The following is a 26,281-nucleotide window of genomic DNA, read 5'->3' as shown; positions in this document are numbered from 1 at the left end:
CGTCAGCGGGGCTCGGCCCCTCAGCGACGCCGGGCGACGAGGCCGTGCGCGGCGAGCGCGGGGCGTCGGGGCTCGCCTTCCCGAGCGGCCAGCACCGCTCACGCCTTCTTGCCGAGCGCCACGTCGACGAGCACGTCGCCGAGCGGCGCTTCCAAGAGCAGGTGCACGCTCTCTCCTGCCGGCCTCCAGTGTACGATGGTGCGAGGCTCCACCTGGAAGCGCGCTGACGTCGTGATCGCCCCGCCGTCGATCCGGAGGACGGCGTGCTCTCCCGGCGCGTGCTCGACGAGCACGTAGAGCCCGTCATCGCCGGCTGCGAGGTGGATGGGTCGACCTCCGAGCTTGGCGGACCCGGAGCGCGCACCCTCCCAGGCGACGAGGTCGAGCCCCGGCGCGAACCACGCGAGCGCGCGTGTCGCTACCGCGCGCGGTAGTGGCGCCCCGGCCGCGCCGAGCTTCGCGTATGCTTCCTCCTCCTCTTCGTCAATCTCGAGGAAGATGGGCATTGGCTCCTGCGCTTCCGCCCGCTCTGCGCAGCGTCGCCGCGCGCGCTCCCAGCGCGCGCGCGCGACGCCGTAGGAAAGCGGCGAGCGCGCGATGCGGGACCAGAGGCTGGGCTTGGTTGCGACGAGCGGTCCTCCTGGAGTCGATACCTCGCAGACGCGGCCGTTTAGCAGGAAGCATACCCGCCCGTTGCGCGCGAAGAGGGGGGTGTGCACGCCGGGTAGCTCGAACAGGAGTTGCCCCTCGGGCGCGCCGGCGCTGAACCGGGTGATGGAGAGCCCGTCCAGCGCAGCGACATGATCGCCGTCTCGGCAAATCCGAGAGAGGCGACCGTGCTGCGCCGCCGCGAGGAGCCGGGTGCCCTCGGGAGCGGCCAGCGGAGCGGGAGCGAGCGCTGCCTCGAGAGCGCGACTGCTCCCCTCGACCCCCGAAGTCCGCGCGGCCTCCCGCAGGGCCACCAGGGTTCCCGCGAGCCGCTCGCGTCGCCGCTTCTGATCCGCGCGGGTCGCGATTGTCGCTGCGACGAAGCGAGCCGCTCCGCGCCGCGCTGCGGCCGAGCTCAGCCCGGCGCGGATGGCGTCGTCCACCACGGCATCCCCGAGCACGCGGAGCAGCGCGAGCGGCACGGGATCGCTGTGCGGGGCGGCCGTCCAGGCGCCCGCGTCGTGACCGAGCCATTCCAGCAGTACCGTGGCCTGATCCAGAGGCGCCGGACGCGCTTGCCCCAGCACCGACAACGCCTCGACGGCTCCCCCGAGGCGGCCCCCTGCTGGGGCTGCGAGCGCCCCGCGGAGCGGCGCGAGGTCTGGCGGAGCGCCCTCCGGCCAGCGGGGCCCTTCCGCCGCGCTCTCGGGCCCGGCGCCCGGCGTCCCACCCGGCGGCGCGAGACACCCCCGCTCGGCCAGCCAGCGCGCGAGTTTCTCCGGGCGCGCGAGCGGGGCGGCTGCGTTCCAGCCGGGATAGCCGACCGCGAGCCCGTGATGCAGCGTCAGCGTTGCGACGCGCTCGCCCCGGCCGATCAGCTCGAGCACCGGCGCCTCATGCCCTGCGCTCTCGGCCGGTGGCGCCCCGTCGCCGATCCGGAGCAGCGGCCGGAGCTCGGCGAGCGCGCTGCGGTCCACCCACGAGAGCGTCGGCGCGATGCTGCGCCCTGGCGCCGGCGGTCGCGCCAGCACGCGCCCGAAGCTGGCCCGCGAGAGGAGCGCGTCGATATCTGCCTGCCGGGGCAGCCCGCCAAAGGGGGATGGTACGCTCGCGAGACGAGGGCTCATGGCTTGAACGGGACGCCGCTGACCGATCCGGATGGCGTCACTCCGACGTAGTAGCCTTGATGCACGAAGGGGCCATGGGGCGTGGGGCACATCTCGCCAGGACGATAGGGATACTGGGGGGGCTTCCCCCAGAATTTCCAGGAAGGTTTCTTGCCTTGGTAGTTGTGGACCTGGTTCGGATCGACCGACGGGTCGCGCATGGCGCCGTTCGCGTTGGCGCCCGTGGACGAAGCGATCCCGTGGGCGATGCTCTTCTGGCCCGCCGCGGGCGTCGCCGCGTTGCAGGCGGAGACGTCCACCACCGCGCCCGGGCCGCCCTGGAACCCAGCGTTCTTCAGCATATCACCGATCTGCTCGCCGCTTGCGCTGCCATTGCCCCACTGTGCGCTCCCGGGCGCGCCGTGCGTCGTCACGACGACATGGTTTTCATTGGGATCGATCTTGTTGTTCTTGCCCCGGAGCTTCTGCCACAAGCTCGGAGGCTTTCCCAGCTGATCCGAGGAGATCACCTTCGCGCCCGGGTACTGCTTCCTCAGGAGCTTCGCGTGGCTCTTGATCGTGGGGTCGTGCGGAGCGCCCACCACGATGGTCGTGAGCCCGAGAGGATCGATGTACAGGGTCACATTGGGCACGAAGCCCACGTCGTTCAGCGTGACGTCGATCCCCAGCGGATCTGGCGTGAGGAAGACGTGCAGCGCGGGGGCGTAGTGCCGGTGATGGTTGTAGTGCAGCCCGGTGAACGCGTCCTCGCGTTGCCCGGCGAACCGCAGACCGCCCGGCTGGCCGCTCCGGCGAGCGACCGTGCCCCACGCCGAGAGATCGATCTCGTCGCAGTCGTGGCTCGGATCCACGTAGAGCCACGGCGTGCCCGCCGCGTCGGTGGCGATCATCCGGAATGCGCGTCCGTCCTCCGCCTCGAGCAGCGGCACATACCCGTCGTCGCGGAAGACGCGGCGTACCACGCCTCCTTTCATGCTGCGTTCCTCGACGGGGCTGTCGACGTCCCACCCGAACCAGGTGCTCTCGCCGTCGTCATACGTCTCCGCGAGGCGCCGCCCGAACGGGTCGTAGAGGTACCGCACGCTCCGGCCGTCGCCGCGCCGCGCCTCGATCAGGCGATCGCTCTCGTCATAGGTATACGCCCAGCTCCGCAGCGGATCGGGGGTATTCTGCGCGGCGAGACGTCCGAGCGCATCCCACGCGACGCGCACGTCACCGGCGTTCGTCGGACGCCCGCCGCGACCGATCGCCCACGGCTGTGCGCGGGGCACCGGCGTACCGTGAGGAGCGTAGTGGAAATGCTCCGCAGCTCCGAGCCCCTCCGCCGCGAGCGGTCGTCCGAGCGGATCGAGCTCGTACCGCCGCTGCCCGGCGTGGGTGTCGACGACTCGCCGCAGCGGCCCATCCACGGCCCACTCGTACCGTCGCTCGCGCAGCATTGCTTCGTCCTCGCCCAACACGGAGACGCGCGTCGGGAGCCCATACGCATCGCTCTCCGTCGCGATGGCGCCTGGGCCGGTGGCGCGCCGGCGGAGTGTCTCCACCCCGCGATCGTCGTACTCGAAGCGCAGCTCTTCCGGGGTCGTCGCGACGGCACGCAGCGCGAGGGGTACGCCGTCTCCCGGGCGCCGGATGAATGAGACGCTCCAGCCGGTCGAGTACGCTTTCCCGAGGACGCCCCCGTTGTTGTCGTACTCCGTGGCGATCTCGAACCGCCACCCGCCCGCCTCCTGGATCTCGCGTAGGATGCGCCCGTCCTCGTCGCGCTCGAACTGCACGCGAACACCCTGGCTCTCGGCCGCTGTCAGCGCGCCGCCCGCGCCGTAGGTGAACCGCTCGACGAGCCCGGTCGAGTGCTCCCGTGCCACGATTCGCCCCTCCGCGTCGCGCAGCAGGTGGATCCAGGCGCCGTCTGCACGGGTGACGGACACGAGCTGGCGCGAGCCGTCGTAAGCGTACTCCGTCGTCACGCCCGCGAACGAGGTCTCGCGGACGATGTTCCCCACGGCGTCATAGGTGCGCTGGTAACGCTCGCCGGCCGGGTTTTCGATCCACACGAGGCGGCGCAGGGCATCATGACCGAACGCGTAGCGGGTTCCATCCGCGCGCACGCACTCGACCAGAGCGCCCGCGACGTGACGGTAGCGCGTCACCTCGCCAGACGGATCGCGCATCGCCTCGATCAGGCGAGTCGGGCCAATCCGGAACTCTGTCGTTTTGTCGCTCGGCTCGGCGATGAACACGAGATCGCCTCGCGAGTCGTAGCCGAGCTCGTATTCCGCTCCGCGCGGCGTCCTGATCCACACGGGGCGACCGAAGAGATCGAACGTGTACCGCGCCCGGCTGCCATCCTCGAAGGTATGCTCGCTTATGTTGCCGTGAGCATCGTACGAGCGCGTCTCCACCGTGCCGTCGGGATAGGCGATGTCGCGCAGCAACCCGTGGGCATCGTAGGCGAAGCGGGTGATGCGCCCGCGGGCGTCCTGGTGCTCCACCGTCCGCGTGCCGCACGTCGTCTCGATCTCCCGCTTGCCAGCGGCGTCGACGCTGACGACCTTGCTCTGCTCGTCGTCTCGTTTCCAGGCCCACCGCGCGCCGTCTGGCCTGGTGAGGCCGAGCATGCGGCCGTGCAGGTCGAAGCTGCGTCGCTCGACGCGACCCCCGCCGTCGCTCGTGGAGATCAGGCGGCCCGCCTGGTCATAGCGGTAGGTCCAAGAATAGCCGCGCGGATCCACGTACTCCTCCACGAGCCCGAGAGCGTTGCCCCGGTAGCGGTGCGTCCCGCCGGCCGCGTCGATCATCCGCGTCTCGAAGGGGCCAGGCCCGTAGTCGAAACGAGCGTGAAAGAGACCTCTCGCCTGCACAGGCGAGCCCGCGGAGCGCGCGCCGAGGGAGCCCAGGATGTCGCCTCCCTGCAACTCGCCCCAGGTCTCGACACAGCGACGCTGCCCGGCGTCGTCGGCGTAGAGGAAGCGATAGACCGTCCCGTCCGGCAAGCTCTCGCTGACGAGGTAATGCTGTTCGTCGTAAGCATAGCTCGTTTCGACGCCGCCCGCGTCGATGACCCGCACGAGATCGCCCCGCGCGTCGATCTCGTACGTGACGAGGCGTCGCTCGTGCGTCTTGCCGTCCTCGCCAGCGACCGACTGGATCCAGCTCCGGTAGGAGCCGTCGCGCCGCAAGGTCGCGCGCCGTCCGGCGGAGTCGAGCAGCGCGACCAGCTCTCCGGCTTCCCAGACGCACTCGATGGCATTTCCGGTCTCGTCCCGCAGCGCCGCGAGCCGGTAGACGGGGGAGCCTGCCGCGCGGCGCAGCACGCGGAAATAGCCGTCGTTCACCGCAACCACGATGTCGTCTCCGACGAAGCGAACCTGGACGCCGAACGGGAGCGCGACGACCTCGTCCTCGCCCCGGAGCGCGAGGGGAACCTCGCGGAAGTCGGGATCGACGAGGACGACGCGATCTCCGGCGCGCGTGGCTTGCCACGAGAAGCCGTGCGACCAGCCCCAGCCGAGGCCGACCTTGTGTCGCACCGCAGAGCTGCGGTATCTCCGGGTCATCTGCGCCGAGAGGCAGCCCGGCATCGAGAAATCGATCGTGGGATGGGTGAACATCGTGCCGGTCACGACATCGACCGGGTGCCCACCGCTGGCCTGCCCCTCGGCGCCCGGCGGCGCGGGCGGTCTCGGCGGCGCGGCGCCGCTGTTGCCTCCGCCGCCGCCCCCGCTGCCGTTGCCGCCGCCTTGCGGGCTGCCGCCGCCCGGGCCTCCGGCGCCGCCGCCGCCGCCCCCTCCGCCGCCGCCGCCCCCGCCTGCGCCGCTCGCGTTGGCGCCGGCGCCGACGGTGATGCTCTTGTTCATCTGGCCCATGCTGCCGGTGATGCCGGCCATGCCGAGCTCGATGATGACGTTCGGCGCGCCGAGCCACGGGAAGCACGGGCCGCCGGTGTTGAGGCTGACGACCTCCTTGAGCGTGCCCGGCTCATTGCCGTGGCAGGCCTTCATGCAGCCGCCGACGGTGAGGATCTTCGCGCCCTCGATCTTCGTGCGCATGCACGGGTCGATGATCCCCTCCGCGACGGTGCCCATCGTGGGGTAGGGGATGGGCAACGGGCTCGGCGCGGCCGGCGTGAGGCACACGCTCACGGCCATCCCCGTCATCTGATGACCGGATCTCTCGGTGATCGTGTCCATGCCGAGCGCGGTAACCTTCGCCATGCCGCGTGAGCGTCACATCCTCGGGGAGGGGAGCGCAAGGCGTGATGCAGGTCGAGCAAAGGGCTGCGCCTGACGCGCGGGCGCCGTCACGGAAGCAGCTGCGCGTGTGATCGGTGAAGGCGATGCGCCACGGGCGCGTCGTGTGCGCGGCGTCGATGGCCTTCAGCGCCGTCAGCGCCGTCAGCGCCGCCGGGCCACGGGCCCCGGGCGTCTCCGGCCGAAGTAGATCTCGAGCAGCTCGCGCCCCACGAGGTTCGCCTTGGTGCGCCACGCGATGTCGTTGGCCAGCATCACGGAGACCGCGATCTCGGGGCGATCCGACGGCGCGAACGAGGCGAACCACGAGAACATCCGCGACGGGCTGCCGCCGACCAGCGTGCCGGTCTTGGCGGCGACGGGCATGGTGCCGAGGGCGCGGGTGCCGTCGGGCTTGCGGAACGCCTTGGCGCAGGTGCCCCGCCGCGTCGTGACCTCGAGCATCGACCGGAGGGTGCGCGCGACGTCGGCCCGGAGGCCGCGGCCGTCGGTGCTCCGCGGCGCGAGCGCGCCCGCGTCCCCGCGTTCCTGCGCGCCCGGCGGCGCGAGCAGCGAGAGGCGCACGCGCTCGCCGTCGTTGGCGATCGTCTGCATGGCGAACAGGGCGCCGAGCGGGCTGAGCCGCCCGCTCCAGAAGCCCGCGGCGGCGCGGGCGAGGCCGAGCCCGTCGGCCGGGACGTGGGCGGCGCTCGGCGCGACGGGGATGTCGATGGGCACCTCGCCGTCGAAGCCGAGGTCGCGGGCCTTGTTGCGCAGGTCGTCGGCCGTGAGGTGCTGGCCGGCGAGGCGGGCGAAGACGCCGTTGATGCTGCGGCCGAGCGCCTCGCCGAAGACGGTGCAGGTGGCGCCGCGGCCCTGCAGATCAGCCGCGGTGATCGCGCTCATGCCGCCCGTGTAGCAGACGGGCGTGGCGACGTTCACCTTGCGGCCCTCGAGCAGCGCCGCCGCGGTGACGATCTTGAAGAGGCTCGCGCTCGGGGCGAGCGGGGTGGCGACGTAGTCCCGGTCTCCGCGGCTCGCCCACACGAGGATGCGGCCGGTGCGGACGTCGGAGGCGACGATGGCGCCCTCGGGGGCGCCGGAGCGGGCGAGGAGGCGCTCGGCGGCGCGCTGGAGCTCGGGATCGAGCGTGAGGCGCACCTGCTTGCCCGACGCGCCGACCGTGGCGTGGACGGCGCCGGCCTCGACGTGGAGCTTTCGGACGCCCGGCGGCGCCGGAGATGCCGTCGCCGGCGCGATCCCGACGGCGATCGCGGCGGCGAGCGCGAGGAAGAGACGCGATCGCACCCCGCGGAGATGCCAGGGGGCGCGCGGGAGGGCCAAGTTCCGCGCGCTGGTCGCGACGGGTACCTCGTCGCCCAAGGAGGAGGGGGGAGCGGTTCATGAGGAGCAGCGCCCGCTCCCCGGTTTTGTCCTGGAACGGCTCAGCGTTCTTGTTCCAGGGCGATCCGATGGCCATCGGGATCGATGACCGTCACGGGCGAGCTGCCCTCGGAGCCGATGGCGCCGACCACCGCGCCCAGCGCTCGGAGCGACTCCAGGATCCGATCGAGGTCGGAAACGACGAGCCCCAGGCGGAGACCGGACGTCGGCCCGTCCGAGAGCGGATAGAGCTCGAGGATCATCCCACCCACGTTGCACGAGTAGTGCTTCGGTCCGTTGCCGTGCTGTTCTGGAGACAAGCGCAGGCCAAGGCCTTCGTAGAACCGCCGCGAGCGCTCGAGGTCTGCGCATCGGAGGACCACGTAGGCAACACGTTGCACGCTCATTGGAGGGGAGCCGCGCGCGCTGACCGAGGTCAGCGCCGCCCTTCCGGCACGATGGTCTCACCGCGCGCCAGCATCGCCACCAGCGTCTCGATCTTCTTCGCGCGCCCGGCGGGCGTCTTCATGTTGCTCGTGCGAAACGCCAGCGCGAAGAGGTTCTGGCGCCCGAGGGTCTGGAACGTCTTGCGCGCCCGTGGGTTCGCCTCGATGGCAGCGCGAAGGTCGTCGGGAACGGTGGCTCCGGTCGCGCTGCGGATGGGGGCGTAGGCGGCCTGCCAGCGACCATCCGCCTTCGCGGCGTCGACCTGCCGCTGGCCGTGCGGGGTCATGCGGCCGGCCGCCGTCAGCCGCGCGATGTGATCCGTGTTGATCTGGCTCCAGACGCTCCTCGCCTTGCGAGGGGTGTACCGCTGCAGAAAAGAGAGGTCATCGAACGACTTCCGGATGCCGTCGATCCACCCCCAGCACAGGGCCACGTCCAGCGCCTGCGCGTAGGTGACCGTCGGCAGGCCCGAGTCCTTCTTGTGAATCTTCAGCCACAGCTCGGTCTCGCGGGCGTGGTTCGCGGCCATCCAGGCTTCGAACGCTGCCTCGGTGGGGAAGCTCTTGATCTTGTCTGGATTGGGAATGATCGGCGCCATGAAAAAGGTCCTAGTTGAAGCCTATCGATCAAGGAGTCAAGGGAGACGGCACGCCGGGTCCTCTGCACGTACCAGAGCTTTGGATCGAGCGGGAGCTCATCGAACGTTGCCCATGGTGACCCGAGCAGCACCAATGTTCCCAACTCGCCTTGCCGTCCACCGTCTGCCCAACGGCTACGGTGTGCAGCGTCGCGGAGAAGAGTCGGCGCCAGCGGCTTGTTAAACCGAGAATGCCACTCTACGCAGCTCGGTGCTTGCAGCCGATCCTTCGACCTCCGCTTCCTGGCGGATTTCAAGCCGTCTCATCGCTGCGCGGCGCGCAGGCGCGAGAGCAGGTCTCGGCGGGCCTCCTCCCACGAGCGGCTCGAACCCTGACCAGCGCGGTGCGCCGCCAGGCGATCCGCGATGATTCCGCGATGCCACTCCAGGGCGGGAGCTGCCTCAGGATGGAGCGCCACGCGGTCCCAGAGGGCCTGTACGTAATCGAGCTTCTCAGCGGAGGAGAGGTCGTCGAAACCTGGAGGAGGCATCGCGGGGAGCGGCATACACGCAAATATACCGCAAATGCCACCGGAGAGCACGCCTGGTGGGCCGTGCCTCATGCCAGAGTGTTCGCTGGCTATCTCTGTCCACATTCTCAATAATTCCAGTATCTTATGCTGCCGCGGCGCGCAGCGCCGTCGGCAGCAGCCGCTGGTTGGGCGGCCTCATGGCTCAATCCTCGGGCGGATGCCAACCCGCGATGACCCAGCCTCGCCGGGCTTCCACGAGCTCGGCGCGGTTCAGGCGAACCGCAGCGATCGTAGCTCGGCCAGTTGGCGTCTTGCCGATGATCAGAGATACCTCCGTGTTCCAGCCGAAATGATCCAGCCAGACCTGCTGTCGTGGGTTGAAGAGACGCACGACTTCCCCGGTGTGCGGGTCGGGAGCAGCGATTCGATTGCCTTTGTGATCGTTGCACATCGAGCATGCGAGCCAGAGATTTTCCCTGGCAGTAGGTCCGCCCAGCGACTCAGGGATAATGTGGTCGATCTCCATCGGCGTGCCGATAATACGCGCCGAGGTCAGGCAATAGCCGCAGCGATGGCGCGCCTCACCGGCGACCTGCTCACGCAGCGCCCTCCCGATGTAGCTACGGCTCATGTCCTTGGTGAAGCCCCGAGACGTCATGACCTCGCTGTTTGAGCAGCGCGGCAGATCGGGAACGAACCAGCATGATCCGCGTGTACTCCTTCATGAGCGTCGCGAGCGCCTCGATGTCCGACGCGGAGAGCCCTTCGCTCTGGCGCTTGATGTGCAGATCCTCGAGGTCTGCTGCCTTCTCCGGGGCGAGGCTCTGCCTGACGGCCCGCCAGAGATCCTCGTCACCTAGCAGGTGCAGCGCGGCGATGGCCTCCGCCATGTCGACCGCCAGCTCGTCGGGTTCGTCAGGGAGGGAGGTCGCCACCGCGTCGACGAGCTCGGCCTCGACGGTTCGTTGCGTTTTCTGCGCGCGGCGAGCCAGGCGCTCGTACAGCGGCTCGGGCAGGTTCACGGTAACGGCTTGAACGGCCATATCCTAGTTTACGATGGGCTGTCGAGGCCAGCAAGCTCGGCGGTGCAAGGCGCAGCGCGACGCGCAGCCGGCCGTTCTCCTCTGCCGTGCCATGATCGGTATCATCGGCGGCTCAACGGGTAGTCGACTGGTCAACCGAAGCCAGCGGACCAGGCCGGGAGGGATGGGCTGGTCCGACGGGCCCGCGTGCGGGAGGCTCGCCGCCGCCGCGGTCGTCGCGGCGCTCCGGGTCTGGTAGGGTGCGCGCAGAGGTGCCTGTGCTCAAGCTGCCGAAAGATCTCGTCGCCGATCCGCGCCATGACGCGGTGTCCGATCTCCTCACCAAGCACGCGGGCCTGCTGTGGGAGAGCGGTCGAAACCGGGTGGCGACGCTCCCGATGACCGACGCGCTGGCCGCGGAGCTCCGCGGCGCGCTCGCGGCCGAGCACGCCTGCCACGGCCTCGAGCTCATCGCTGACAAGCTCGCCAGGGAGCAGAAGGGGCTGGACGCCGCGGCCAGGAGGGCCCCGGAGAGCCCGCAGAACGCCCGCGCGTCCCGCATCCTCTTTCTCGCGAGCGACGGCAGCACCCGCTTCTATCGCGACTGCGACGCGCTCCTCTCTCGCTACCCCCAGCGCCTCCTGGCCTGCCGGCTCGAGATCACCGGCGAGGCGCTGGGCGAGAAGCTCACGGGGAGCGCAAGGCTGATCCGGAGCGTGCTTGTCCTCGACAAGAAGGTCGCCGCCAGAGCGCTGCTCGCCCTGCTCCCGCCGGCCTGACGCCCCGGCGGCGCCACGGCGCGCTCCAGCGCAGCGCGTCCTCCGTCCACGCGGCGCTCGCGCGCAGGCATCACCGTCGGCGCGGCCTCCTGGAGGGGCACGCCTCTGCGCCTGGAGGTCCTGGCCTCCAGGCCACAGCCTCCACACCGGCGCCTGGAGCATTGTAGCAGGGCTGGGGGCACCGCGGCGGACTCCTGGCCTGCCACGAGCAATGACCTGAACTACGGCGCCATCGCGACATGGCTCAAGACCGACGTCGTGCACACGGCCAACAAGCGCAGCCTCCTCGTGTCCGCGACGACGACCAACGGCGGCATCGCCCAGCAGTACTGGACATCCGCCAGCCCGCCGCCGAACAACGCCTACCTGCGGTTCAGCGTCTGGGTCTATACCGTGACCGGGCAGGTGACGATAGGGCTCGGCAGCGGCGGGACGGGTTACACCACCAGGACCTCGACGCAGACTGGAAAGTGGGAGTACCTCCAGACCTGCGGCACGTCGTTCAACAACGAGGTCTATATCTACACGATCGGCGGGCCGGCCGTGTACTACGTGGACGACGCCAACGTGTCGGCGACGCCTTCGCCCCTCCTCGACCAGTATTGCTCGCCCGGCGCCGTCGTCTTCTGATCCACGCCGCCGCCGCTCGGCGCGTGATCCCGAGCGAGCCGGCGTCAAGCGGTCGTGGGGATCTTGCTGGAGCTCGCGGGGCTTCGCCGTGACGCGCGCCGCGGCGGCGGGAAGGATCAGGTCGCTCCGTCGTCAGTCACCGTGGATGCGGTTCTGGTTGAGCTTCTCCAGCACTCGGTCGAGGTTGAACGACGCCGGCTTCTGCCGGGGAGGAAACCGCTCGAACGATTCGAGGAGCTTCGCGACGTACGCCTGGCAGGGCACGACGAGGAACACATGGTCGAGGACCCAGTCCCAGTACGTGTTCGAGCCATCGTCGGCCCGCTCGAACGGGTCGCGACGCAGGTTGAAGATCTTCGGAGTCCGCAGGTGGACGAACGGCTCGACCCAGATCTGCAAGCGCGTGGCGCGCTGCTCCATGAAGACGAGCTTCCAGTCGTCATACCGGATCGCCAGGAGATCGCCGTCGTCGCCGACGTAGAAGAACTCCCTCCGCGGGCTCTCCTCCACCTGCCCGGTGAAGTAGGGGAGCATGTCGTAGCCGTCGATGTGCACCTGGAACTTCTTGTTCCCGGCCTGGTGGCCGTGGAGGAGCTTGTCCTTGATATCGGGGACGCCCGCCGCCGAGAGCAGCGTCGGCAGCCAGTCCTGGTGGGAGACGATCCCGTTGAGCACCTTGCCGGCGGGGATCTTCCCGGGCCACCTCACGAACGTGGGCACCCGGAACGCGCCCTCCCAGTTCGTGTTCTTCTCGCTGCGGAAGCAGGTGATCGCGGCGTCCGGCCAGGTGTTGAAGTGAGGCCCGTTGTCGGTCGTGTAGACGACGATGGTGTCGCCGGCGATCCCGAGCTCGTCGAGCTTGGCGAGGACCTTGCCGATGTACTCGTCATGCTCGACCATCACATCGTTGTAGGGGCCCTGGCCGCTCTTCCCCCGGACCTTCTCCTTGGGGTGGGTGCGGAAGTGCATGTGGGTCGTGTTGTACCAGACGAAGAACGGAGTTCCGTCGCGGTGGGCGCGCTCGATGAACTCGAGGCACCGGTCCGTGATCTCGTCGTCGATGGTCTCCATCCGCTCGCGGGTGAGCGGGCCGGTGTCCTCGATGCGCCCGTCGGCGAAGCAATGGAGCACTCCCCGCGGCCCGAACCGCTTGCGAAACGATGGATCCTTCGGATAGTCGGGGAGCTCCGGCTCCTCTTCGGCGTTCAGGTGGTACAGGTTGCCGAAGAACTCGTCGAAGCCGTGGTTCGTGGGGAGGTGCTCGTCCCGGTCGCCGAGGTGGTTCTTGCCGAACTGCCCGGTCACGTAGCCGAGCGGCCTCAAGAGCTCGGCGATCGTGGGGTCCTCGGGCTGGAGGCCGACCGCGGCGCCGGGCATACCCACCTTGGTGAGCCCGGTGCGGAGCGGGTTCTGGCCGGTGATGAGCGCGGCTCGGCCAGCGGTGCAGCTCTGCTGACCGTAGTAATCCGTGAAGGCGAGGCCCTCCTCCGCGATACGATCGATGTTCGGGGTGCGATACCCCATCATCCCGCGGTTATGGAAGCTGATGTTCCAGATGCCGATGTCGTCTCCATTGAGGATGAGCACGTTGGGCTTGCCATCGGGCTTCTTTGTCGTCTTCGGAGTGGCCGCGGCGGGTGTAGGCATGGTGATGGAATGACACGCGAGCGACACCCGACAAGTCAGGAGAACCCGCAACCAGGCGCGCCGGACATGGCATCTGCTCTCGACGGCCGCGTGATCCCGTGGTGGACGGCGGCCTTCGCGCTGCCCTCGCTTCGCTGTCCTCACTGCAGCTGGGAGCGCGGCGATCTCCACCAGGGAGGGCCGGTCGTCAGAGACCTCTGGCCGTATCGCTCAGTCGGTGCAGCACGGCGCGCCGCCGGGGGCGTCGCAGGTCGCCGGATCGTCGCTGCACGGCAGGCCCCAGGCCACGGTGGCGCCGAGGACGACCTCCACCTGCGCCGCGTGCTTCGTCGAGCCGTCGTCGTTGCGCGCCTCCGCCGCGAGGATCACGTGGGTGCCCTCCTTGAGCACGGCTTCCGGCTCCCACGGCCTTCCGGGGAGGAACGCGATGAGCCCGAACGCGTGCGGGAACTCCCCGGGGAGGAGCTCGACCATCCCCTCCTGCGGCACGCCCGGTGGGAACATGTCCCCGGTCGCAGGGTCCTTGACGCTGTACCGCACGCGGACCCTCGTGCCGCAATCGCTGCAGCCGACGGCGAACCAGAGGTGATATCCCCCCTGGGGCCCCGCCATCACCGGGAGCGTGGCGCCCTCCTCGATGCTCTCGAAGCAGGTCTCGCCGGTCCCGATCTCGAACACAGCGGGGTCGTCCGGCAGGCGGCACCCGCCGCCACCGCCTGCGCCCGCGGAGCTGCCGCCACCGCCTGCGGAGCTGCCGCCACCGCCTTCCCCTGTCGAGCCGCCAGCGCCCGATCCATTCGAGCTTCCGCCGCCGCCCTCGCCGGTCGAGGTGCTGTCGACGCTCCCCTCGCTGGTGGAACTACCGCCACCGCCCTCGCCGGTGGAGCCGCCGCCCATCGCGTCCGCCTCGACGCTCGAGCTGCAATGGATACAGAGCAGCGCGAGGGTGAACACGGGAGTCGCTTGCCAGCGGGTCAATGCGCGAAGGAAAGATCTCATGGGAGCACCTGGAACACGCGAGGGCGCTGTGAAGGGGAGAGCCCGAGCGCTCCCTCCTTCAGGCGCGATGTCCCGGAGGGCCGCGGCGGGCTCGACGCGAGCGTCGGCCCTTGCAGACTTGGCAGCAACCGTTCCATCGCGCGCTCCGCGCAATCCGGGCGCTTTCCCGAGCGCGCTCGCTAGCGCGTTGCGCCACGTGTGCCAGGCGCAGACAGCGCTGGCACAGGGACCAGGCGCGCACGGCCCGGCCGGCGCGGCGTGCGCGCTGGAGAGATGGGGCGACGGCGCGCCCGGCCCCGGCGGGCGTCTTCGAGACCCACGCCGTGCCTTGGCGCGCTATGGTGTCGTCTCCCGGCCGGGGGCCGGGGTTCCTTGCCGCCCATGCCGACGACCCGCCTGTTGCACAGCGCCGAGATCCCCCAGGCCGACAACCTCGCGAACGTGCGGCGCGTGCTGGAGGCGCTCTCGGGCGGGGTGACCGAGAAGGAGCGGATCTCCGAGCAGACGGGCATCTCCTTGCGGCACGTCGGTTATGCGCTCGCCGCTGCCCGCGTCCTCGGCTGGCTCGGCGACGACGGCGCCTCGATCACGCCTGCGGCACGCGAGCTTCTCGCCTCCTCGTCCGGCTCTGCCGACGAGCGGACGCTCCTGAGGCGCGCGATCTTCGCGTGCGAGGTCGTGAAGGAGGTCGCGCCGGATCTCTTCGAGCCCGCGGCGCCGACGCGGGAGGCGCTCGCGCGGCGCATCTTCCGCTTCACCGCGGGCATCGGGAAGGAGACGGCGCGCCGGCGCGCGCAGACCCTGCTCGCCTGGCGGAGCCAGGTGCTGGAGCGGCAGCTCCCGCTCTTTCCGAAGCGCCCGAGGAAGCGCGGCGCCGCGGCCGCAGCGAGCGCTGGCGAGGAGACAGCGCCGGGCGAGGGGACGGCCTCCGGCGAGGAGACAGCGCCGCGGCGCTGACCTCGCTGCTACCTCGCTGCCGGCGGCTTGCGCGCGGAGCGCGCCGGGCGCAGCTCGTCGGCGCTCACCTTGCCGTCGCGGTTCGCGTCCGCCGCCTTCACCCGCTCCCAGCGCTTGTCACCCACCTCGTCCCTGGTGAGAAAGCCGTCGCCGTTCTTGTCCTTCTTGGCGAAGCGCGCCTTCTGCTTCGCTTGCCGGTCCTTCGTGCGCAGCTCGGCGTGCGCCTTGAGCTCCTCGGCCGACAGGGTGCCGTCCTTGTTCGTGTCCGCCTTGCCGAGCCGCTTCTGCGCCTTCTCGGGGAGCTCAGCGACGGTCAGCTTGCCGTCCGCGTTCTTGTCGAAGCGCTTGATGACGCGGGCCGGGTCCTTCGGGCCGTGCTGGCGGCGGGCGTCCTTGCCCTGGGCCTGGTGCGGCGCCGGCTTGCCCCCTGTTCCGCCCGCGCCGTTCGCCGCGTAGGCCGCTCCGCCGCCGGCGAGGACGGCCGCGGCAAGGAAGCTGCCGAGGACGAGGCGGCGGAGCGCGGTGTGGGTCTTGTTGGAGAAGAGGGCGAGGGTCATGGGGGTCGTGCTCCTTGGTGCAAGGGCCAGCCTGTTCTTGCCGGCTTCTGTTCGTGAGACGTTCCCCGGGCCGCCCTCCCTACGCGCCCCTCGATCTTTCCAGGAGAGGGAGCCCGGCGGGCGGATCCCGCTATTCCGGGTCGGGGAAGGTGCATAACCTGAGATCCTCGTCGCGCGGCGCCCAGCGAGACCGCGCCGGGAAGGAAGAACGCATGAACCCTTATGCACCTCCGACCGCATCCATCGAGCCTCACGCCGAGGGCGTCGCGCAGATCAGCCCGGAGCAGCGCCTCGAGATCCAGAAGAAGCTGAGTCGCTACAGCAACTTGAGCCTCCTGTGCGGGGTGCCAGGGTTCCTTCTGCAATCGGTGGGTCGCGCGATGGACAGCGCTACCGTCACGCTCCTCGGCGTCGCCCTGTTCATCACCGCCCTCGTGTATTACGCGAAGATGCGCGGCCGGAGCGGCGCGTGGGGGATCGTCGGGGTGGTCACCTGCATCGGCCTGGCGCTCCTCTACTTCCTGCCGAAGCACTGCCTGAACTGCGAGGCGAAGCACTCGTACCGCTCGAAGGGGTGCGATCGCTGCGGCGCGCCGCTCGGCTCTTGAGAGAGCGCTCTCGGCTGCTCCGCGGCGCCGCGGCAGGCGGACCGCGGGCCTCGATCTCGGGCCCCGTGCGGCGCTGCAAGGGGTAGGATGCCGCCCATGAACCGCGTTTCCAAGAGGATGACGGTCACGGTGATCGCGCTCGCGGCGGTCGCAGCCGGCTACGGGCTCCTGAGCTCGCGCGCTTCCGACCCGAAGACGCTGGTCGGCCGCGTCTGGATCGAGCGGATTCCGAAGGGCGACACGGACCGCGTCGAGCTCGTCGCGCTGCTCGCCGACGAGCCGATCGGCGTCTTCCGGCGTGCGTCTCAGTACGAGGGCTCGTTTGCCCTGTTTCGTTACGAGCTCCGCGGCAACGACAAGGTGCAGCTGCTCTTCCCGCAGGACGAATCGAGGCACGAGGTCGTCTTCGATGCGCGGTCGTGCGATGTGAAGGGCTTCGACTACTGCCTCGATCTGAGCGGCGCTCCGCGGGGCGCGGCGAAGTACTACAGCCGGAAGGAATGGGAGATCGAGGGGAGCGACCTGCCGGCGCTGGAGAGCGCGCTGCGAGCGCTCGGCGATGAGCTGCTCCGGTCCGCGCCGGAGCCGTGAACGGAGCAGGCCGATCACGGCTCTCCGCGTCGCGCGCTCTCCGTGGAGCTACCGGGCTACCGGCGGCTTGCGCGCGGAGCGCGCCGCGCGCAGCTCGTCGGCGCTCACCTTGCCGTCGCGGTTCGCGTCCGCCGCCTTCACCCGCTCCCAGCGCTTGTCGCCCACCTCGTCCCTGGTGAGGAAGCCGTCGCCGTTCTTGTCCTTCTTGGCGAAGCGCGCCTTCTGCTTCGCCGCCCGGTCCTTCATGCGCAGCTCGGCGTGCGCCTTGAGCTCCTCGGCCGACAGGGTGCCGTCCTTGTTCGTGTCGGCCTTGCCGAGCCGCTTCTGTGCCTTCTCGGGGAGCTCAGCGACGGTCAGCTTGCCGTCCGCGTTCTTGTCGAAGCGCTTGATGACGCGGGCCGGGTCCTTCGGGCCGTGCTGGCGGTGGGCGTCCTTGCCCTGGCCCTGGTGCGGCGCCGGCTTGCTCCCCGTTCCACCCGCGCCGTTCGCCGCGTAGGCCGCTCCGCCGCCGGCGAGGACGGCCGCGGCAAGGAAGCTGCCGAGGACGAGGCGACGGATCGCGCTGTGGGTCTTGTTGGAGAAGAGGGCGAGGGTCATGGGGGTCGTGCTCCTTGGTGCAAGGGCCAGCCTGTTCTTGCCGGCTTCTGTTCCTGGGACGCTCCTCGGGCCGCCCTCCCTACGCGCCCCTCGATCTTTTTTCAGCGGGCGCGGCTGTGGCCCACGGCACCTCGCTCGGCCCCGGCCCGCCGCCACCCGCCTGTGGGCAGGGGCCGCGCGCGGCCCGCTTGTGTGAGCCTCCGCGCATCGCGTCGAGGTCGCCGTGTCGGCTCCGGCAGACGGACGCTGAGATCCACGTCCAGCGGGGGTATAAAGGAAGCAGAGACGACGATGATCTTGTACCGACCCGTGGAGCTGGACGAGTTCAACCGGCATCTCGTCGGGACCATCGAGGTCACCGAGGTCTATTGCGGGCCGAAGTTTCAGGGAGACATCGATCCTGCGACCCATCTCCCCCTCGGTTGGCTCCGCAACCCGCCCACGAAGGTGAGTTGAGGCCATGGAGCTCTCCACCCCCGCAGCCAGCCCCCCTCCCGGCGAGATGGAGTTGCACCTGGAGCAGCACCGGCAGGAGCTGACCGGCCACTGTTACCGGATGCTCGGCTCCGCGTTCGACGCGGACGACGCCGTGCAGGAGACGATGGTGCGGGCATGGCGGAGCTTCGATCAGCTCGAGGGCAGCGCCGCGCTGCGATCGTGGCTCTACCGCATCGCCACCAACGTGTGCCTCGACATGCTGCGGGGCCGGTCGAGGCGGGCTCGACCGATGGATCTCGGCCCGGCGGGCTCGGCCGAGAACCCGGTCCTCGACACGCTGGCGGAGGCGACGTGGGTGCTGCCGATCCCCGACGGTCGGGTGCTGGCGGCCTCCTGCGACCCGGCCGAGCTTGTCTCGTCGCGGCAGACGATCCGGCTCGCGTTCGTGGCCGCGCTCCAGCGGCTCCCGCCCCGGCAGCGCGCGGCGCTGCTGCTGAAGGAGGTCCTGTCCTGGGAGGCCGCGGAGATCGCGGAGCTGCTCGGGATGACCGTCGCCTCGGTCAACAGCGCGCTGCAGCGCGCCCGGGCGACGATGGGCCACGAGGACAGGGCCGATCTCCACGAGCCGATGGACGAAGCGCAGCGGTCCCTGCTCGGCCGCTACGTGGCGGCCTTCGAGCGGCAGGACGTCGACGCGCTGGTCTCGCTGCTCCGCGAGGACGCGACCTGGTCGATGCCGCCCTACCGGCTGTGGCTGCGCGGGCGTCCCTCGGTGCACGCCTGGCTCCTCAAGGTGGGCGAGGGGTGCAGAGGCTCGAGGCTCCTGCCGGTGGCGGCGAACGGATCCTGCGCGCTGGGGCAGTACCGGCCGAGCGGCCCTGGCGGCGCCTTCGTCCCGTGGGCGATCCAGGTCATCGACGTGTCCGCCGGGGAGATCGTCGGGGTGTGCTCGTTCCTCGACGCCGAGCGGCTCTTCCCGCTCTTTGGCCTGCCCTTGCGGCTCGAAACATAGCTCCGAAAAAAATCTTCCGGACGACCGATGAATCGGGCGCCGCCGCGGCGTCCTAGGGATCGAATCGGCCGCGCCGTGCCGCCATGACGTCGGGGCGGGAGGACCGATCTGTCCAGAGCGAGCCAGGAGGAGACGATGGAGACGAGCGCCTTGATGTCGGAGCAGCACGTGGAGCCGGTGGTGGTGTCGAACAAGAAGGTCTGGGCCGGGCGGATCCTCAGCGGCCTCTCGGTGGCGTTCCTGCTCTTCGACAGCATCGGGAAGCTGATGATGGTGCCCCAGGTGCTGGAGGGGTCCGAGCAGCTCGGCTATCCCCTGAGCTCGGTCCGCGGCATCGGGCTCGTCCTGCTGGCGAGCGTCGTCACCTACATGATCCCGCGCACCTCCGTGCTCGGCGCGATCCTGCTGACGGGCTTCCTGGGCGGCGCCGTCGCCACGCACGTGCGCGTCGACAACCCGCTGTTCAGCCACGTCCTGTTCCCTGTGTACGTCGCCGCGATGATCTGGGGCGGGCTGCTCCTGCGCGACGAGCGGCTGCGCGCGCTGCTCCCGCTCCGGAAGTAGCGGGGATCGAGAAATGATCGCGCGACCGATGAGCTTGAGCGGGTCGCGCGGTCTGTGATGGAGGAGCGCCCGGGGTGCCGGGCGAGCACCCAAGGAGAGACGACGATGCGATTCTTGATGCTGTACCGGCCTGACAAAAGCCAGGAGCTCTGCGCCCCCGATCCCGAGCATATGGCGCAGATGGGGAAGCTCATCGACGAGATGACGCGGGAGGGCGTGCTCCTCGGCACCGACGCGCTCCTCCCCACCGCGATGGGCGCGCGCGTCCGGAGAGCAGGCGCCGAGCTCACCGTGAGCGATGGGGCGCTCCCGGACATGAAGGATCCGATGGTCGGCTACGCGCTGATCCGGGCGGCCTCGAAGGAGGAGGCGATCGCGGGGGCGAAGCGCTTCCTCCAGGTCGCCGGGGAGGGTCACTGCGAGGTGCTACCGCTGATGGATGGGCCTCCGCCCTCCTGAGCGCGCAAGCTGCAACGATTACATCGTCATATGAATTGTACAGCGTGACGGCTGTCTGAAGCCTCCGGCCAGAGGTTCATCTCTCCCGGCAGGGTCTCGGCACCCTCCTCCCGGTGGTCCGAGCGTGGTCTGTCGCCCGCGAGCGCGGCGGAGCGGGTGCCGGGGCAGGTTCCGCGATCGGGGCTTGACGTTTCCGAAATGCTTGGACTCCGTTCCACGGAACGGCCGTGATTCCTGGCGCGGTGATTCGGGGCGTAGCCGTCACCCCCCCGCACGCCTGACCGCGGCCCGCCCGTTGCTCCCGGGGGAAGCGGAAGGGCAGGAGGCTCATGGCTATCGACGCGTATACCGCGCGCAAATCGGTCATGCAGGGAGAGGCGATCGGGTTTCACGTGAGCAACACCGCGGCAGATCCCGCGGTGCAGATGGCCATCGAGCGGATCGGGGCGCGCGCGTCGCTCGGCGCTCCTGTCAGGTTTTCTGCAGGCGCCCACGCGACGCCGCCGGACGCCTACGCGGTGGGCTGCGGCTGGCCCTGCGCCCATGAATGGCTCGTCCCTCCCGATTGGCCGAGCGGCGTCTATCTGGCCACCCTGAAGAACACGGATGGCGAGGAGGCGTCGCTGCGCTTCGTGGTGAGAGCCCGCGCCCCTGGCGCGAGCATCCTCGTCTGCATCCCGTTCTTCACGGACGAGGCCTACAATGGCTGGGGCGGCAACCGGCTCTATCCATGGGCCTCGCCGGACCGCTCCAGAAGGGTGTCCTTCGAGCGCCCCGGCGGCACGGAAGCGAAGAGCGCGCTGCCGCTCGTGCGCTGGCTGGAGAGGGAGCAGATCGCGGTCGATTATTGCTCCAGCATGGACCTGCACGCGGAGCCCGACCTCTTGCGAGGTGTTCAGCTCCTCGTCAGCACGGGCCACGACGAGTACTGGTCCAGAGAGATGCGCGATGCGGTCGAGGCATTCGTGCGCTCAGGCGGCAATGTGGCGTTCCTGAGCGGCAATACGTGCTACTGGCAGGTCCGCATCGAGGACCACGGCCGCACGATGGTCTGCTACCGCGACGCCGTCGAGGATCCGCTGGCGGGGATCGACAACGATCGTGTGACCGTGCAATGGGCGAACGCCCCCGTGGATCGCCCGGAGAATCACATGACGGGCGTGGGCTACCGGGTTGGCGCCGGCAACTGGCTCGACCCGGAGGCGCAGAAGCAAGCGGTCTACCGGGTGAATTTCCCCGAGCACTGGGTCTTCGACGGCACGGGGCTCGCGCTCGGAGATGCCTTCGGGAGAGGCTCGGTCGGCTACGAGACCGACGCGGCCGATATCGTCGATGTCGACGGGATCGCGCGCGCGACCGGGCTGGGCGGCACGCCGCCGACGTTCGTGGTGCTGGCCGTCGCCGATCTCCGGCAATGGCGGGCGCAGGGGCAAGGCGGGCTCGCGACCATGGGCATCTACCGCCGCGGAGGCACGGTGTTCACGGCCGCGAGCGTCGACTGGGCGGCCCCGTTCGACAGGGGGACCGCCCCGGAGATCGAGCGCATCACGCGCAACGTGCTCGAGAAGCTCTCGCGCCGGTACCCCGAGCACGGCTGGCAGCGGGTGGGCAGCGCGCCGCGCATCGTGGCGATGACGGGCGCCGAGGGGCTCCTCTTCGCGGCCACCGAGGACGGCGCGCTGCTGTGGCGGGAGCCGTCGAGCCAGAACCTCCCCTGGAGGTCCGCGGGGGTGGCCCGCGGCGTCGTCGCCATGGCGTGCCCGATCGAGGCCGAGGCGGAGCAGCCGATCGGGATCTTCCTTGTGACCGCCGAGGGTCGCCTCTTCTTCCGCGACCCCCTGCGCGAGGAGGTCGTCTGGCGGCCGGTCGGCGTTGGGCCCGGTATCGTGGCGATGGCCACGACCCATTTCGATCTGTTCGCCGCGACGAGCGGCGGCCTCTTGCTCACGCGCCCCACGCGGGGCGGCGACGTCCCCTGGAAGCCCGTCGGGCGCGCGGAGGGCGTGGTCGCCATGGCGGCGATCAACGGGAAGGTGGTTTCGGTCACGGGGGAGGGGCGCCTCTCATGGCGTGCGCCGGTGCGCCACGAGAGCCCGTGGGTCTCGATCGGAGAGGCGAAGGACGTGCGTGCGCTCGCGGGCGCGCAGGGGAGGCTCTTCGCAGCGACGGGCACGGGCGCGCTGCTGGCAAGGGACGGCTTCTAGCGCTGCTGCAGGAGGCCGCCTCTTGACGCCGGCCGCCCGCTATCTCTTACGGTGGCGTCCGCCGCCGCTCTCCGCGGCGCCAAGGAGCCCAACCATGCACACACGCAAGCTCGGAACTCTCCAGGTCTCCGCCCTCGGCCTCGGCTGCATGGGCATGAGCGATTTCTACGGCGAGCGCGATGAGGCCGAGTCGATCGCGACGATCCACCACGCCGTCGAGCTCGGCGTCACGCTGCTCGACACCGCGGACATGTATGGTCCCTTCACGAACGAGGAGCTCGTCGGCCGGGCCATCGCAGGCCGGCGCGATCGCGTCGTCCTCGCGACCAAGTGCGGCGTCGTCCGCGACCCGAACGACGTCACGGTCCGCGGCATCAACGGCGCGCCGGAGTACATCCGCTCGGCGTGCGACGCGAGCCTGCGGCGCCTGCGCGTCGATGTGATCGATCTCTACCAGCTGCACCGCGTGGATCCGAAGACGCCCATCGAGGACAGCGTCGGCGCGATGGCGGACCTCGTGAAGGCCGGCAAGGTGCGCGCGATCGGCCTCTCGGAGGCGAGCTCGTCGACGCTCCGGCGCGCCCACGCCGTGCACCCGCTCGCTTCGGTGCAGACGGAGTACTCGCTCTGGACGCGCGATCCCGAGGACGACGTGCTCGCCACGTGCCGCGAGCTAGGCGTCGGCTTCCTCGCGTACAGCCCCCTCGGCCGCGGCTTCCTCACGGGGCAGATCCGGCGCTTCGAGGATCTCGCGCCGGACGACTACCGCCGCACCTCGCCGCGATTCCAGGGCGAGAACTTCCAGCGGAACCTCGACCTCGTCGCGAAGGTCGAGGGCGTCGCGCGGGAGAAGGGCGTGAAGGCGTCGCAGCTCGCGCTCGCGTGGGTGCTCGCGCAGGGGGATTTCATCGTCCCGATCCCCGGCACGAAGCGCCGCACCTACCTCGAGGAGAACGTCGCCGCGGAGGCGATCACGCTCGGCGAGGCCGATCTGCGGCGCCTCGACGCGGTGGTGCCGAAGGGCGCGGCCGTCGGCCTCCGCTATCCGGAGCCCGGCATGCAGCTCGTGAACCAGTGAGCGCCGCGGCCTGAAGAGCGCGCCTCGGCCCGCGGCCGCGAGCGCCGAGGGAGGGCTACTGGCACGCGGTGGGCACGCTGCCCCAGTGGCTCTTGGCGACGACGAAACCGTCCGGACCGGACGTCGAGTGTGAGCCGCACAGCCCATCGGCGTCGGAGATCACGGAGTCGATGCCGATCCCGTACTCCCAGTATTTGACCTCGAGGCTCGAGTCGTTGGTCGTGCCGCTTCGCGCCGGGATGGAGGGGACGAGGATGCCGCTCGACTCGAAGAACTCGAAGCCCTCGATCGAGATCGAGAGCGTCACGTTGCGCACCTGGCCGACGCAGGTCGTCCTGCACGTGGGGTAGCCGGCGGTGCTCTCCACCGTGAAGCCGGAAGGGCAGCTGGACGGATACGTGCAGTAGCCGGTGCATTTGACGGGCAGGGGCCCCGGCAGGTCCACGCACTCGTACTCTCCGCGGCCCTGGATCGTCTGGCGCCGGGTCTCGAACCCCCCTGACGTCACGGAGGTTCGGCTGCCGAGCTCTCGATACAACACGTAGTCGTTCTTGAACGACTCGTCATTCGTGCAGAGGCCGCCGTTGCAGTGGGCGACCGCGGCGAACAGCCCGGACTCCTGGCCTTCCAGGAGATAGCGCTCCCCCGCGATCTCGACCGCATGGTCTTCACCACCCAGCTCGCCGATCAAGCCCGCCTTCGCCGCGGCGATCTCGTCGGGCGAGCCGATCGACACGCCGGCCACCTTGATGGGCCGGCCGCCCTCGTCTCGTTCGACCATCACCGGCCCCATCTCGAGCTCTTCGGCCCGCCTGGCGACCCACCCGAGCGCGTCGTGCTCGCTCGCGAAGCGCAGCCCGCCGTCAGCCGAGGGCTGGGCGAGAGGGGCGGCGTCGTCCGCCTCGGTCGACGCGGCGGTGCAGCCCATCATGAGCGCCGCGGCGAGCAGGGGCGCGGCTCGGTACGTTCGGCGAGGATTGTTGGCGAGAAGCCCGTGAGTTCTTTCGGTCATGGAGCGATCCTTTGTGGCCTTGGGTGTCTGAGGAAATTTCAGCTCGACGCTGAGCCCGGGCGTGTCCCGGCGCGGGGCGATGTGGGTTGAAGCGATGTCGGGCACCTGGAGGTCGCCGAGAGCCGTCTCCGGCGGGTGTCCTCGTTCCCCACGGCCGGCGTCCAATCACGCTCCGTGCCACGCCCGCGTCGAGGGCCCACGACCTGGCCAGGCGCTCCGGGGACGCGACGCCGCGCGGCGTGAGCGCGGGAGGGCCTGCGCTGGTTTGCTCAAGTTGAGCAGGGACTCGCGCAATCGGGGCGGCGTTGCGCAGGAATGGCCAGGCGCACGGGGCACAGCGGCGGAGACATCCGCGCGGCACGAAGGCACGTTACACAGGGCGCCAGCCCGCGACTGATGATCGGGATGCGGGGCGGAGGTCCCGAGGGGCGCGCGGCGATCACACCTCTTCGGGCGCGCGGCCGGCGCGCTCCTTCGGGCGCGCGGCGAGCCGCGCCTCTTCCAGCACCCCGGGCAGCCGGAGGACGCGCAGGGGACCCTCGGACGAGACCAGACCGGCGAGCGTCGGGTCGGTCATCACCTCGTGGAGATCGCGCTCCGCTTCGTCGACCGTGCAGCGCCGCCGCACGAGGCGGACGACCTGGGAGTAGTCCACGTGATCCGGATCGTGCGCGAGCCCGAGCGGTTGCCACAAGGTGTGCTGGCCATACCTGTGGGCCGCTCCCGAGTCGAACCAGCCGTAGTTGGCGGCCCGGTCGGGGTGGTCCGCGAGGCGGTTGGTCAATACCCAGTGCTTGCCCACGTTCTCGATGAGCCCGGTCCTCCCCGCGACCTGCTCCTCGAGGCGGCGGTGGTGCTCGAGCATGCGGGAGGTGTTCGCCATCGAGGCATCCGGGGCGCCGATGCACGGCGGGATCCGCACGGTGGCCTGCTCCCACACGAGGTCGCAGAGGCGCGTCGTCAGCATCGCGCACTCGAGCAGATCCGCGATTCGCTGGGTCGTCCGGGCCGAGACGTTGACGCGGACGGAGTCCTCCGCGTCGCCGATACGGAGCGCGTCGGCGCTCACGAGGAACGTCGCGCGGCGCTCGCCGAGCTGGCTGTACACCGGGACCCACGAGATCGGCGCCAGGTGGCCGGCCTGCACCGCTTCGAGGATGGCCTCCTCGCGCGCGGCGCACGCGTGCTCTGGAAGGCCTGCGACGAAATCGGTGCCTCTCAGGACGTCTGTCATGCTCCCCCTCCCGCGAGCGCGACCGCGGCGCTCCAGGTGGAAGCGTGAGCCGAAGCGGACGCGGCAGGAAGAGGGTTCGCGCTCTCGCCTGCGGCGTGCCCACGGCCGCGCGCTCCTGCGCCGCTTTGCGCTGTCCGTCCGCTCGCCCTAAGCTCCGCCCCATGTCGCCCTCGGCGAGTCGCCTCTCCCCGCGTCCATCCCGCGCTTCGCGCTTCCTCGTCGCCGCCTGCACCGCCGTCCTTACCGCACAGGCCGCCGGCTGCGGATCGAGCGCCGCCCGGGGGCCCGACGCGGGCGCCGAAATCGCGTCGATCGACGCGCGCCTGCGCGGCAGCTTCCGGCTCGTCCGGTTCGAGCCCGAGGTCCCGCTCGAGCCGATGCTCGCGTCGATGCTCGAGTTCCAGTACGCGCACCTGGTCGTCCGCTTCGACGGAAAGCGCATCCTCGCCGACTCGCCCGGCCTCCACGTGGACCGCGCCTACGAGATCCGCGATCCCGCGTGGGATCGGTTCAAGCTGGTCTCCTACGACGAGGCGGGGGTCGCCTACGAGGCGCTGTGCGAGTTCTCGGACCAGGGAGAGCTCGTCGTGCACGCGCAGACGCCGCCCTGGAAGGGCGTCGCCACGCTCCGGCGGGCGCAGTAAGTCTCTTCAGTTGAGAAAATCGAACCGGCTCCGGCAATGCGCTGAATCCACTCGCCGGATGAGAATTTGTGGCCCGTTGGCGTAATGATCCGGCGGCCGTTCTGCGCGCGCAGCTCGGCGTTCTTGACCTTGCGTCACCGCCCCGGCGGCTCTAATCCGTCGCGCACGGCCTGACTGTCGGCTCATGGCGAGTCGACTCCACAGGGGAGACCTCGTGTCGCAACGCGGTGAAGGCGCGTCGGGTGATCCGCTCATCCGGCGCGCCCCAGGTGACGCCCAGGCGCTTCCGGTCCCGTCGCGCG

Annotated in this window: 26 protein-coding genes; 12 read left to right on the top strand and 14 right to left on the bottom strand. The window is 70.2% G+C overall.

Features of this window, described 5'->3' with window-relative positions; genetic code table 11:
* Positions 1 to 98: 98 nt before the first annotated feature.
* The 8 genes from WME73_RS26385 to WME73_RS26350 all read right to left on the bottom strand — a co-directional run bounded on the left by WME73_RS26385 (position 99) and on the right by WME73_RS26350 (position 9,969).
* The gene (locus tag WME73_RS26385) at positions 99 to 1,775 is read right to left on the bottom strand and encodes a hypothetical protein (protein ID WP_437911324.1); all 1,677 of its coding nucleotides are present in this window, start codon (positions 1,773 to 1,775) and stop codon (positions 99 to 101) included.
* Entirely contained in the window at positions 1,772 to 5,992 is a 4,221-nt protein-coding gene (locus WME73_RS26380) for a PAAR-like domain-containing protein (RefSeq protein WP_437911323.1), read from the bottom strand. The genes WME73_RS26385 and WME73_RS26380 overlap by 4 nt, the downstream gene beginning before the upstream one ends.
* A gap of 180 nt (positions 5,993 to 6,172) precedes the next feature.
* Entirely contained in the window at positions 6,173 to 7,315 is a 1,143-nt protein-coding gene (locus WME73_RS26375; RefSeq protein ID WP_437911322.1) for a penicillin-binding transpeptidase domain-containing protein, read from the bottom strand.
* A 137-nt stretch (positions 7,316 to 7,452) separates the two neighbouring features.
* Positions 7,453 to 7,797 (bottom strand): VOC family protein, encoded by a 345-nt coding sequence (locus tag WME73_RS26370; RefSeq protein ID WP_437911321.1) that lies wholly within the window; start codon positions 7,795 to 7,797, stop codon positions 7,453 to 7,455.
* 29 nt (positions 7,798 to 7,826) lie between these two features.
* On the bottom strand, positions 7,827 to 8,435 hold the full coding sequence (locus WME73_RS26365; protein WP_437911320.1) for a YdeI/OmpD-associated family protein: 609 nt from the start codon (positions 8,433 to 8,435) through the stop codon (positions 7,827 to 7,829).
* A 302-nt stretch (positions 8,436 to 8,737) separates the two neighbouring features.
* Positions 8,738 to 8,965, bottom strand: coding sequence for an addiction module protein (locus WME73_RS26360; RefSeq protein WP_437911319.1), 228 nt, complete (start codon positions 8,963 to 8,965; stop codon positions 8,738 to 8,740).
* Between the two features lie 184 nt (positions 8,966 to 9,149).
* On the bottom strand, positions 9,150 to 9,578 hold the full coding sequence (locus WME73_RS26355; protein WP_437911318.1) for an HNH endonuclease: 429 nt from the start codon (positions 9,576 to 9,578) through the stop codon (positions 9,150 to 9,152).
* Positions 9,568 to 9,969 (bottom strand): hypothetical protein, encoded by a 402-nt coding sequence (locus tag WME73_RS26350; RefSeq protein ID WP_437911317.1) that lies wholly within the window; start codon positions 9,967 to 9,969, stop codon positions 9,568 to 9,570. The genes WME73_RS26355 and WME73_RS26350 overlap by 11 nt, the downstream gene beginning before the upstream one ends.
* Positions 9,970 to 10,241: 272 nt before the next feature.
* Here WME73_RS26350 and WME73_RS26345 point away from each other — a divergent pair, with 272 nt between their 5' ends.
* Both WME73_RS26345 and WME73_RS26340 read left to right on the top strand, forming a co-directional pair.
* Positions 10,242 to 10,748 (top strand): hypothetical protein, encoded by a 507-nt coding sequence (locus WME73_RS26345; protein WP_437911316.1) that lies wholly within the window; start codon positions 10,242 to 10,244, stop codon positions 10,746 to 10,748.
* A gap of 258 nt (positions 10,749 to 11,006) precedes the next feature.
* On the top strand, positions 11,007 to 11,378 hold the full coding sequence (locus WME73_RS26340) for a hypothetical protein (protein ID WP_437739138.1): 372 nt from the start codon (positions 11,007 to 11,009) through the stop codon (positions 11,376 to 11,378).
* 132 nt (positions 11,379 to 11,510) lie between these two features.
* Here WME73_RS26340 and WME73_RS26335 read toward each other — a convergent pair whose 3' ends face one another.
* Together WME73_RS26335 and WME73_RS26330 are read right to left on the bottom strand one after the other, a co-directional pair.
* Positions 11,511 to 13,025: an arylsulfatase gene (locus WME73_RS26335; protein WP_437911315.1), complete on the bottom strand. Its 1,515-nt coding sequence runs from the start codon at positions 13,023 to 13,025 to the stop codon at positions 11,511 to 11,513.
* Positions 13,026 to 13,235: 210 nt separating this feature from the next.
* Positions 13,236 to 14,024: a hypothetical protein gene (locus WME73_RS26330; RefSeq protein WP_437911314.1), complete on the bottom strand. Its 789-nt coding sequence runs from the start codon at positions 14,022 to 14,024 to the stop codon at positions 13,236 to 13,238.
* 381 nt (positions 14,025 to 14,405) lie between these two features.
* On the opposite strand from WME73_RS26330, the gene WME73_RS26325 reads away from it, so the two are divergent.
* Positions 14,406 to 14,981: a hypothetical protein gene (locus WME73_RS26325; protein WP_437739135.1), complete on the top strand. Its 576-nt coding sequence runs from the start codon at positions 14,406 to 14,408 to the stop codon at positions 14,979 to 14,981.
* Positions 14,982 to 14,989: 8 nt separating this feature from the next.
* On the opposite strand, the gene WME73_RS26320 is transcribed toward WME73_RS26325, so the two are convergent.
* On the bottom strand, positions 14,990 to 15,538 hold the full coding sequence (locus WME73_RS26320; RefSeq protein ID WP_437911313.1) for an EF-hand domain-containing protein: 549 nt from the start codon (positions 15,536 to 15,538) through the stop codon (positions 14,990 to 14,992).
* A 212-nt stretch (positions 15,539 to 15,750) separates the two neighbouring features.
* Here WME73_RS26320 and WME73_RS26315 point away from each other — a divergent pair, with 212 nt between their 5' ends.
* Positions 15,751 to 16,146 carry a hypothetical protein gene (locus WME73_RS26315; RefSeq protein WP_437739133.1) on the top strand — a complete coding sequence of 132 codons (396 nt, stop codon included), beginning with the start codon at positions 15,751 to 15,753 and terminating at the stop codon, positions 16,144 to 16,146.
* A 96-nt stretch (positions 16,147 to 16,242) separates the two neighbouring features.
* The gene (locus tag WME73_RS26310) at positions 16,243 to 16,737 is read left to right on the top strand and encodes a hypothetical protein (RefSeq protein ID WP_437911312.1); all 495 of its coding nucleotides are present in this window, start codon (positions 16,243 to 16,245) and stop codon (positions 16,735 to 16,737) included.
* A gap of 48 nt (positions 16,738 to 16,785) precedes the next feature.
* Here WME73_RS26310 and WME73_RS26305 read toward each other — a convergent pair whose 3' ends face one another.
* Positions 16,786 to 17,334 (bottom strand): EF-hand domain-containing protein, encoded by a 549-nt coding sequence (locus tag WME73_RS26305; RefSeq protein WP_437911311.1) that lies wholly within the window; start codon positions 17,332 to 17,334, stop codon positions 16,786 to 16,788.
* Positions 17,335 to 17,625: 291 nt separating this feature from the next.
* Here WME73_RS26305 and WME73_RS26300 point away from each other — a divergent pair, with 291 nt between their 5' ends.
* From WME73_RS26300 to WME73_RS26275, 6 genes are all read left to right on the top strand, one after another.
* Positions 17,626 to 17,790 (top strand): hypothetical protein, encoded by a 165-nt coding sequence (locus WME73_RS26300; protein ID WP_437911310.1) that lies wholly within the window; start codon positions 17,626 to 17,628, stop codon positions 17,788 to 17,790.
* A 4-nt stretch (positions 17,791 to 17,794) separates the two neighbouring features.
* Positions 17,795 to 18,784 carry a sigma-70 family RNA polymerase sigma factor gene (locus WME73_RS26295; protein ID WP_437911309.1) on the top strand — a complete coding sequence of 330 codons (990 nt, stop codon included), beginning with the start codon at positions 17,795 to 17,797 and terminating at the stop codon, positions 18,782 to 18,784.
* Positions 18,785 to 18,919: 135 nt separating this feature from the next.
* The gene (locus WME73_RS26290) at positions 18,920 to 19,348 is read left to right on the top strand and encodes a DoxX family protein (RefSeq protein ID WP_437739129.1); all 429 of its coding nucleotides are present in this window, start codon (positions 18,920 to 18,922) and stop codon (positions 19,346 to 19,348) included.
* A gap of 105 nt (positions 19,349 to 19,453) precedes the next feature.
* The gene (locus tag WME73_RS26285; protein ID WP_437849538.1) at positions 19,454 to 19,807 is read left to right on the top strand and encodes a YciI family protein; all 354 of its coding nucleotides are present in this window, start codon (positions 19,454 to 19,456) and stop codon (positions 19,805 to 19,807) included.
* A 329-nt stretch (positions 19,808 to 20,136) separates the two neighbouring features.
* Entirely contained in the window at positions 20,137 to 22,011 is a 1,875-nt protein-coding gene (locus WME73_RS26280) for a N,N-dimethylformamidase beta subunit family domain-containing protein (protein ID WP_437911308.1), read from the top strand.
* 94 nt (positions 22,012 to 22,105) lie between these two features.
* Positions 22,106 to 23,089 carry an aldo/keto reductase gene (locus WME73_RS26275; protein ID WP_437911307.1) on the top strand — a complete coding sequence of 328 codons (984 nt, stop codon included), beginning with the start codon at positions 22,106 to 22,108 and terminating at the stop codon, positions 23,087 to 23,089.
* Positions 23,090 to 23,144: 55 nt separating this feature from the next.
* Here the strand turns inward: WME73_RS26275 and WME73_RS26270 are convergent, their stop codons facing one another.
* Both WME73_RS26270 and WME73_RS26265 read right to left on the bottom strand, forming a co-directional pair.
* Entirely contained in the window at positions 23,145 to 24,101 is a 957-nt protein-coding gene (locus WME73_RS26270; RefSeq protein ID WP_437911306.1) for a hypothetical protein, read from the bottom strand.
* 439 nt (positions 24,102 to 24,540) lie between these two features.
* Positions 24,541 to 25,335 carry a hypothetical protein gene (locus WME73_RS26265; protein WP_437911305.1) on the bottom strand — a complete coding sequence of 265 codons (795 nt, stop codon included), beginning with the start codon at positions 25,333 to 25,335 and terminating at the stop codon, positions 24,541 to 24,543.
* A gap of 161 nt (positions 25,336 to 25,496) precedes the next feature.
* Here WME73_RS26265 and WME73_RS26260 point away from each other — a divergent pair, with 161 nt between their 5' ends.
* The gene (locus WME73_RS26260) at positions 25,497 to 25,979 is read left to right on the top strand and encodes a hypothetical protein (RefSeq protein WP_437739124.1); all 483 of its coding nucleotides are present in this window, start codon (positions 25,497 to 25,499) and stop codon (positions 25,977 to 25,979) included.
* Positions 25,980 to 26,281: the final 302 nt, after the last annotated feature.

This window comes from Sorangium sp. So ce302 (assembly GCF_051530145.1).
Classification (GTDB): domain Bacteria; phylum Myxococcota_A; class Polyangia; order Polyangiales; family Polyangiaceae; genus Sorangium; species Sorangium cellulosum_B.
The sequence above is the reverse complement of the archived record's forward strand: the minus strand, read 5'-3'. Positions and strand labels throughout refer to the sequence as shown.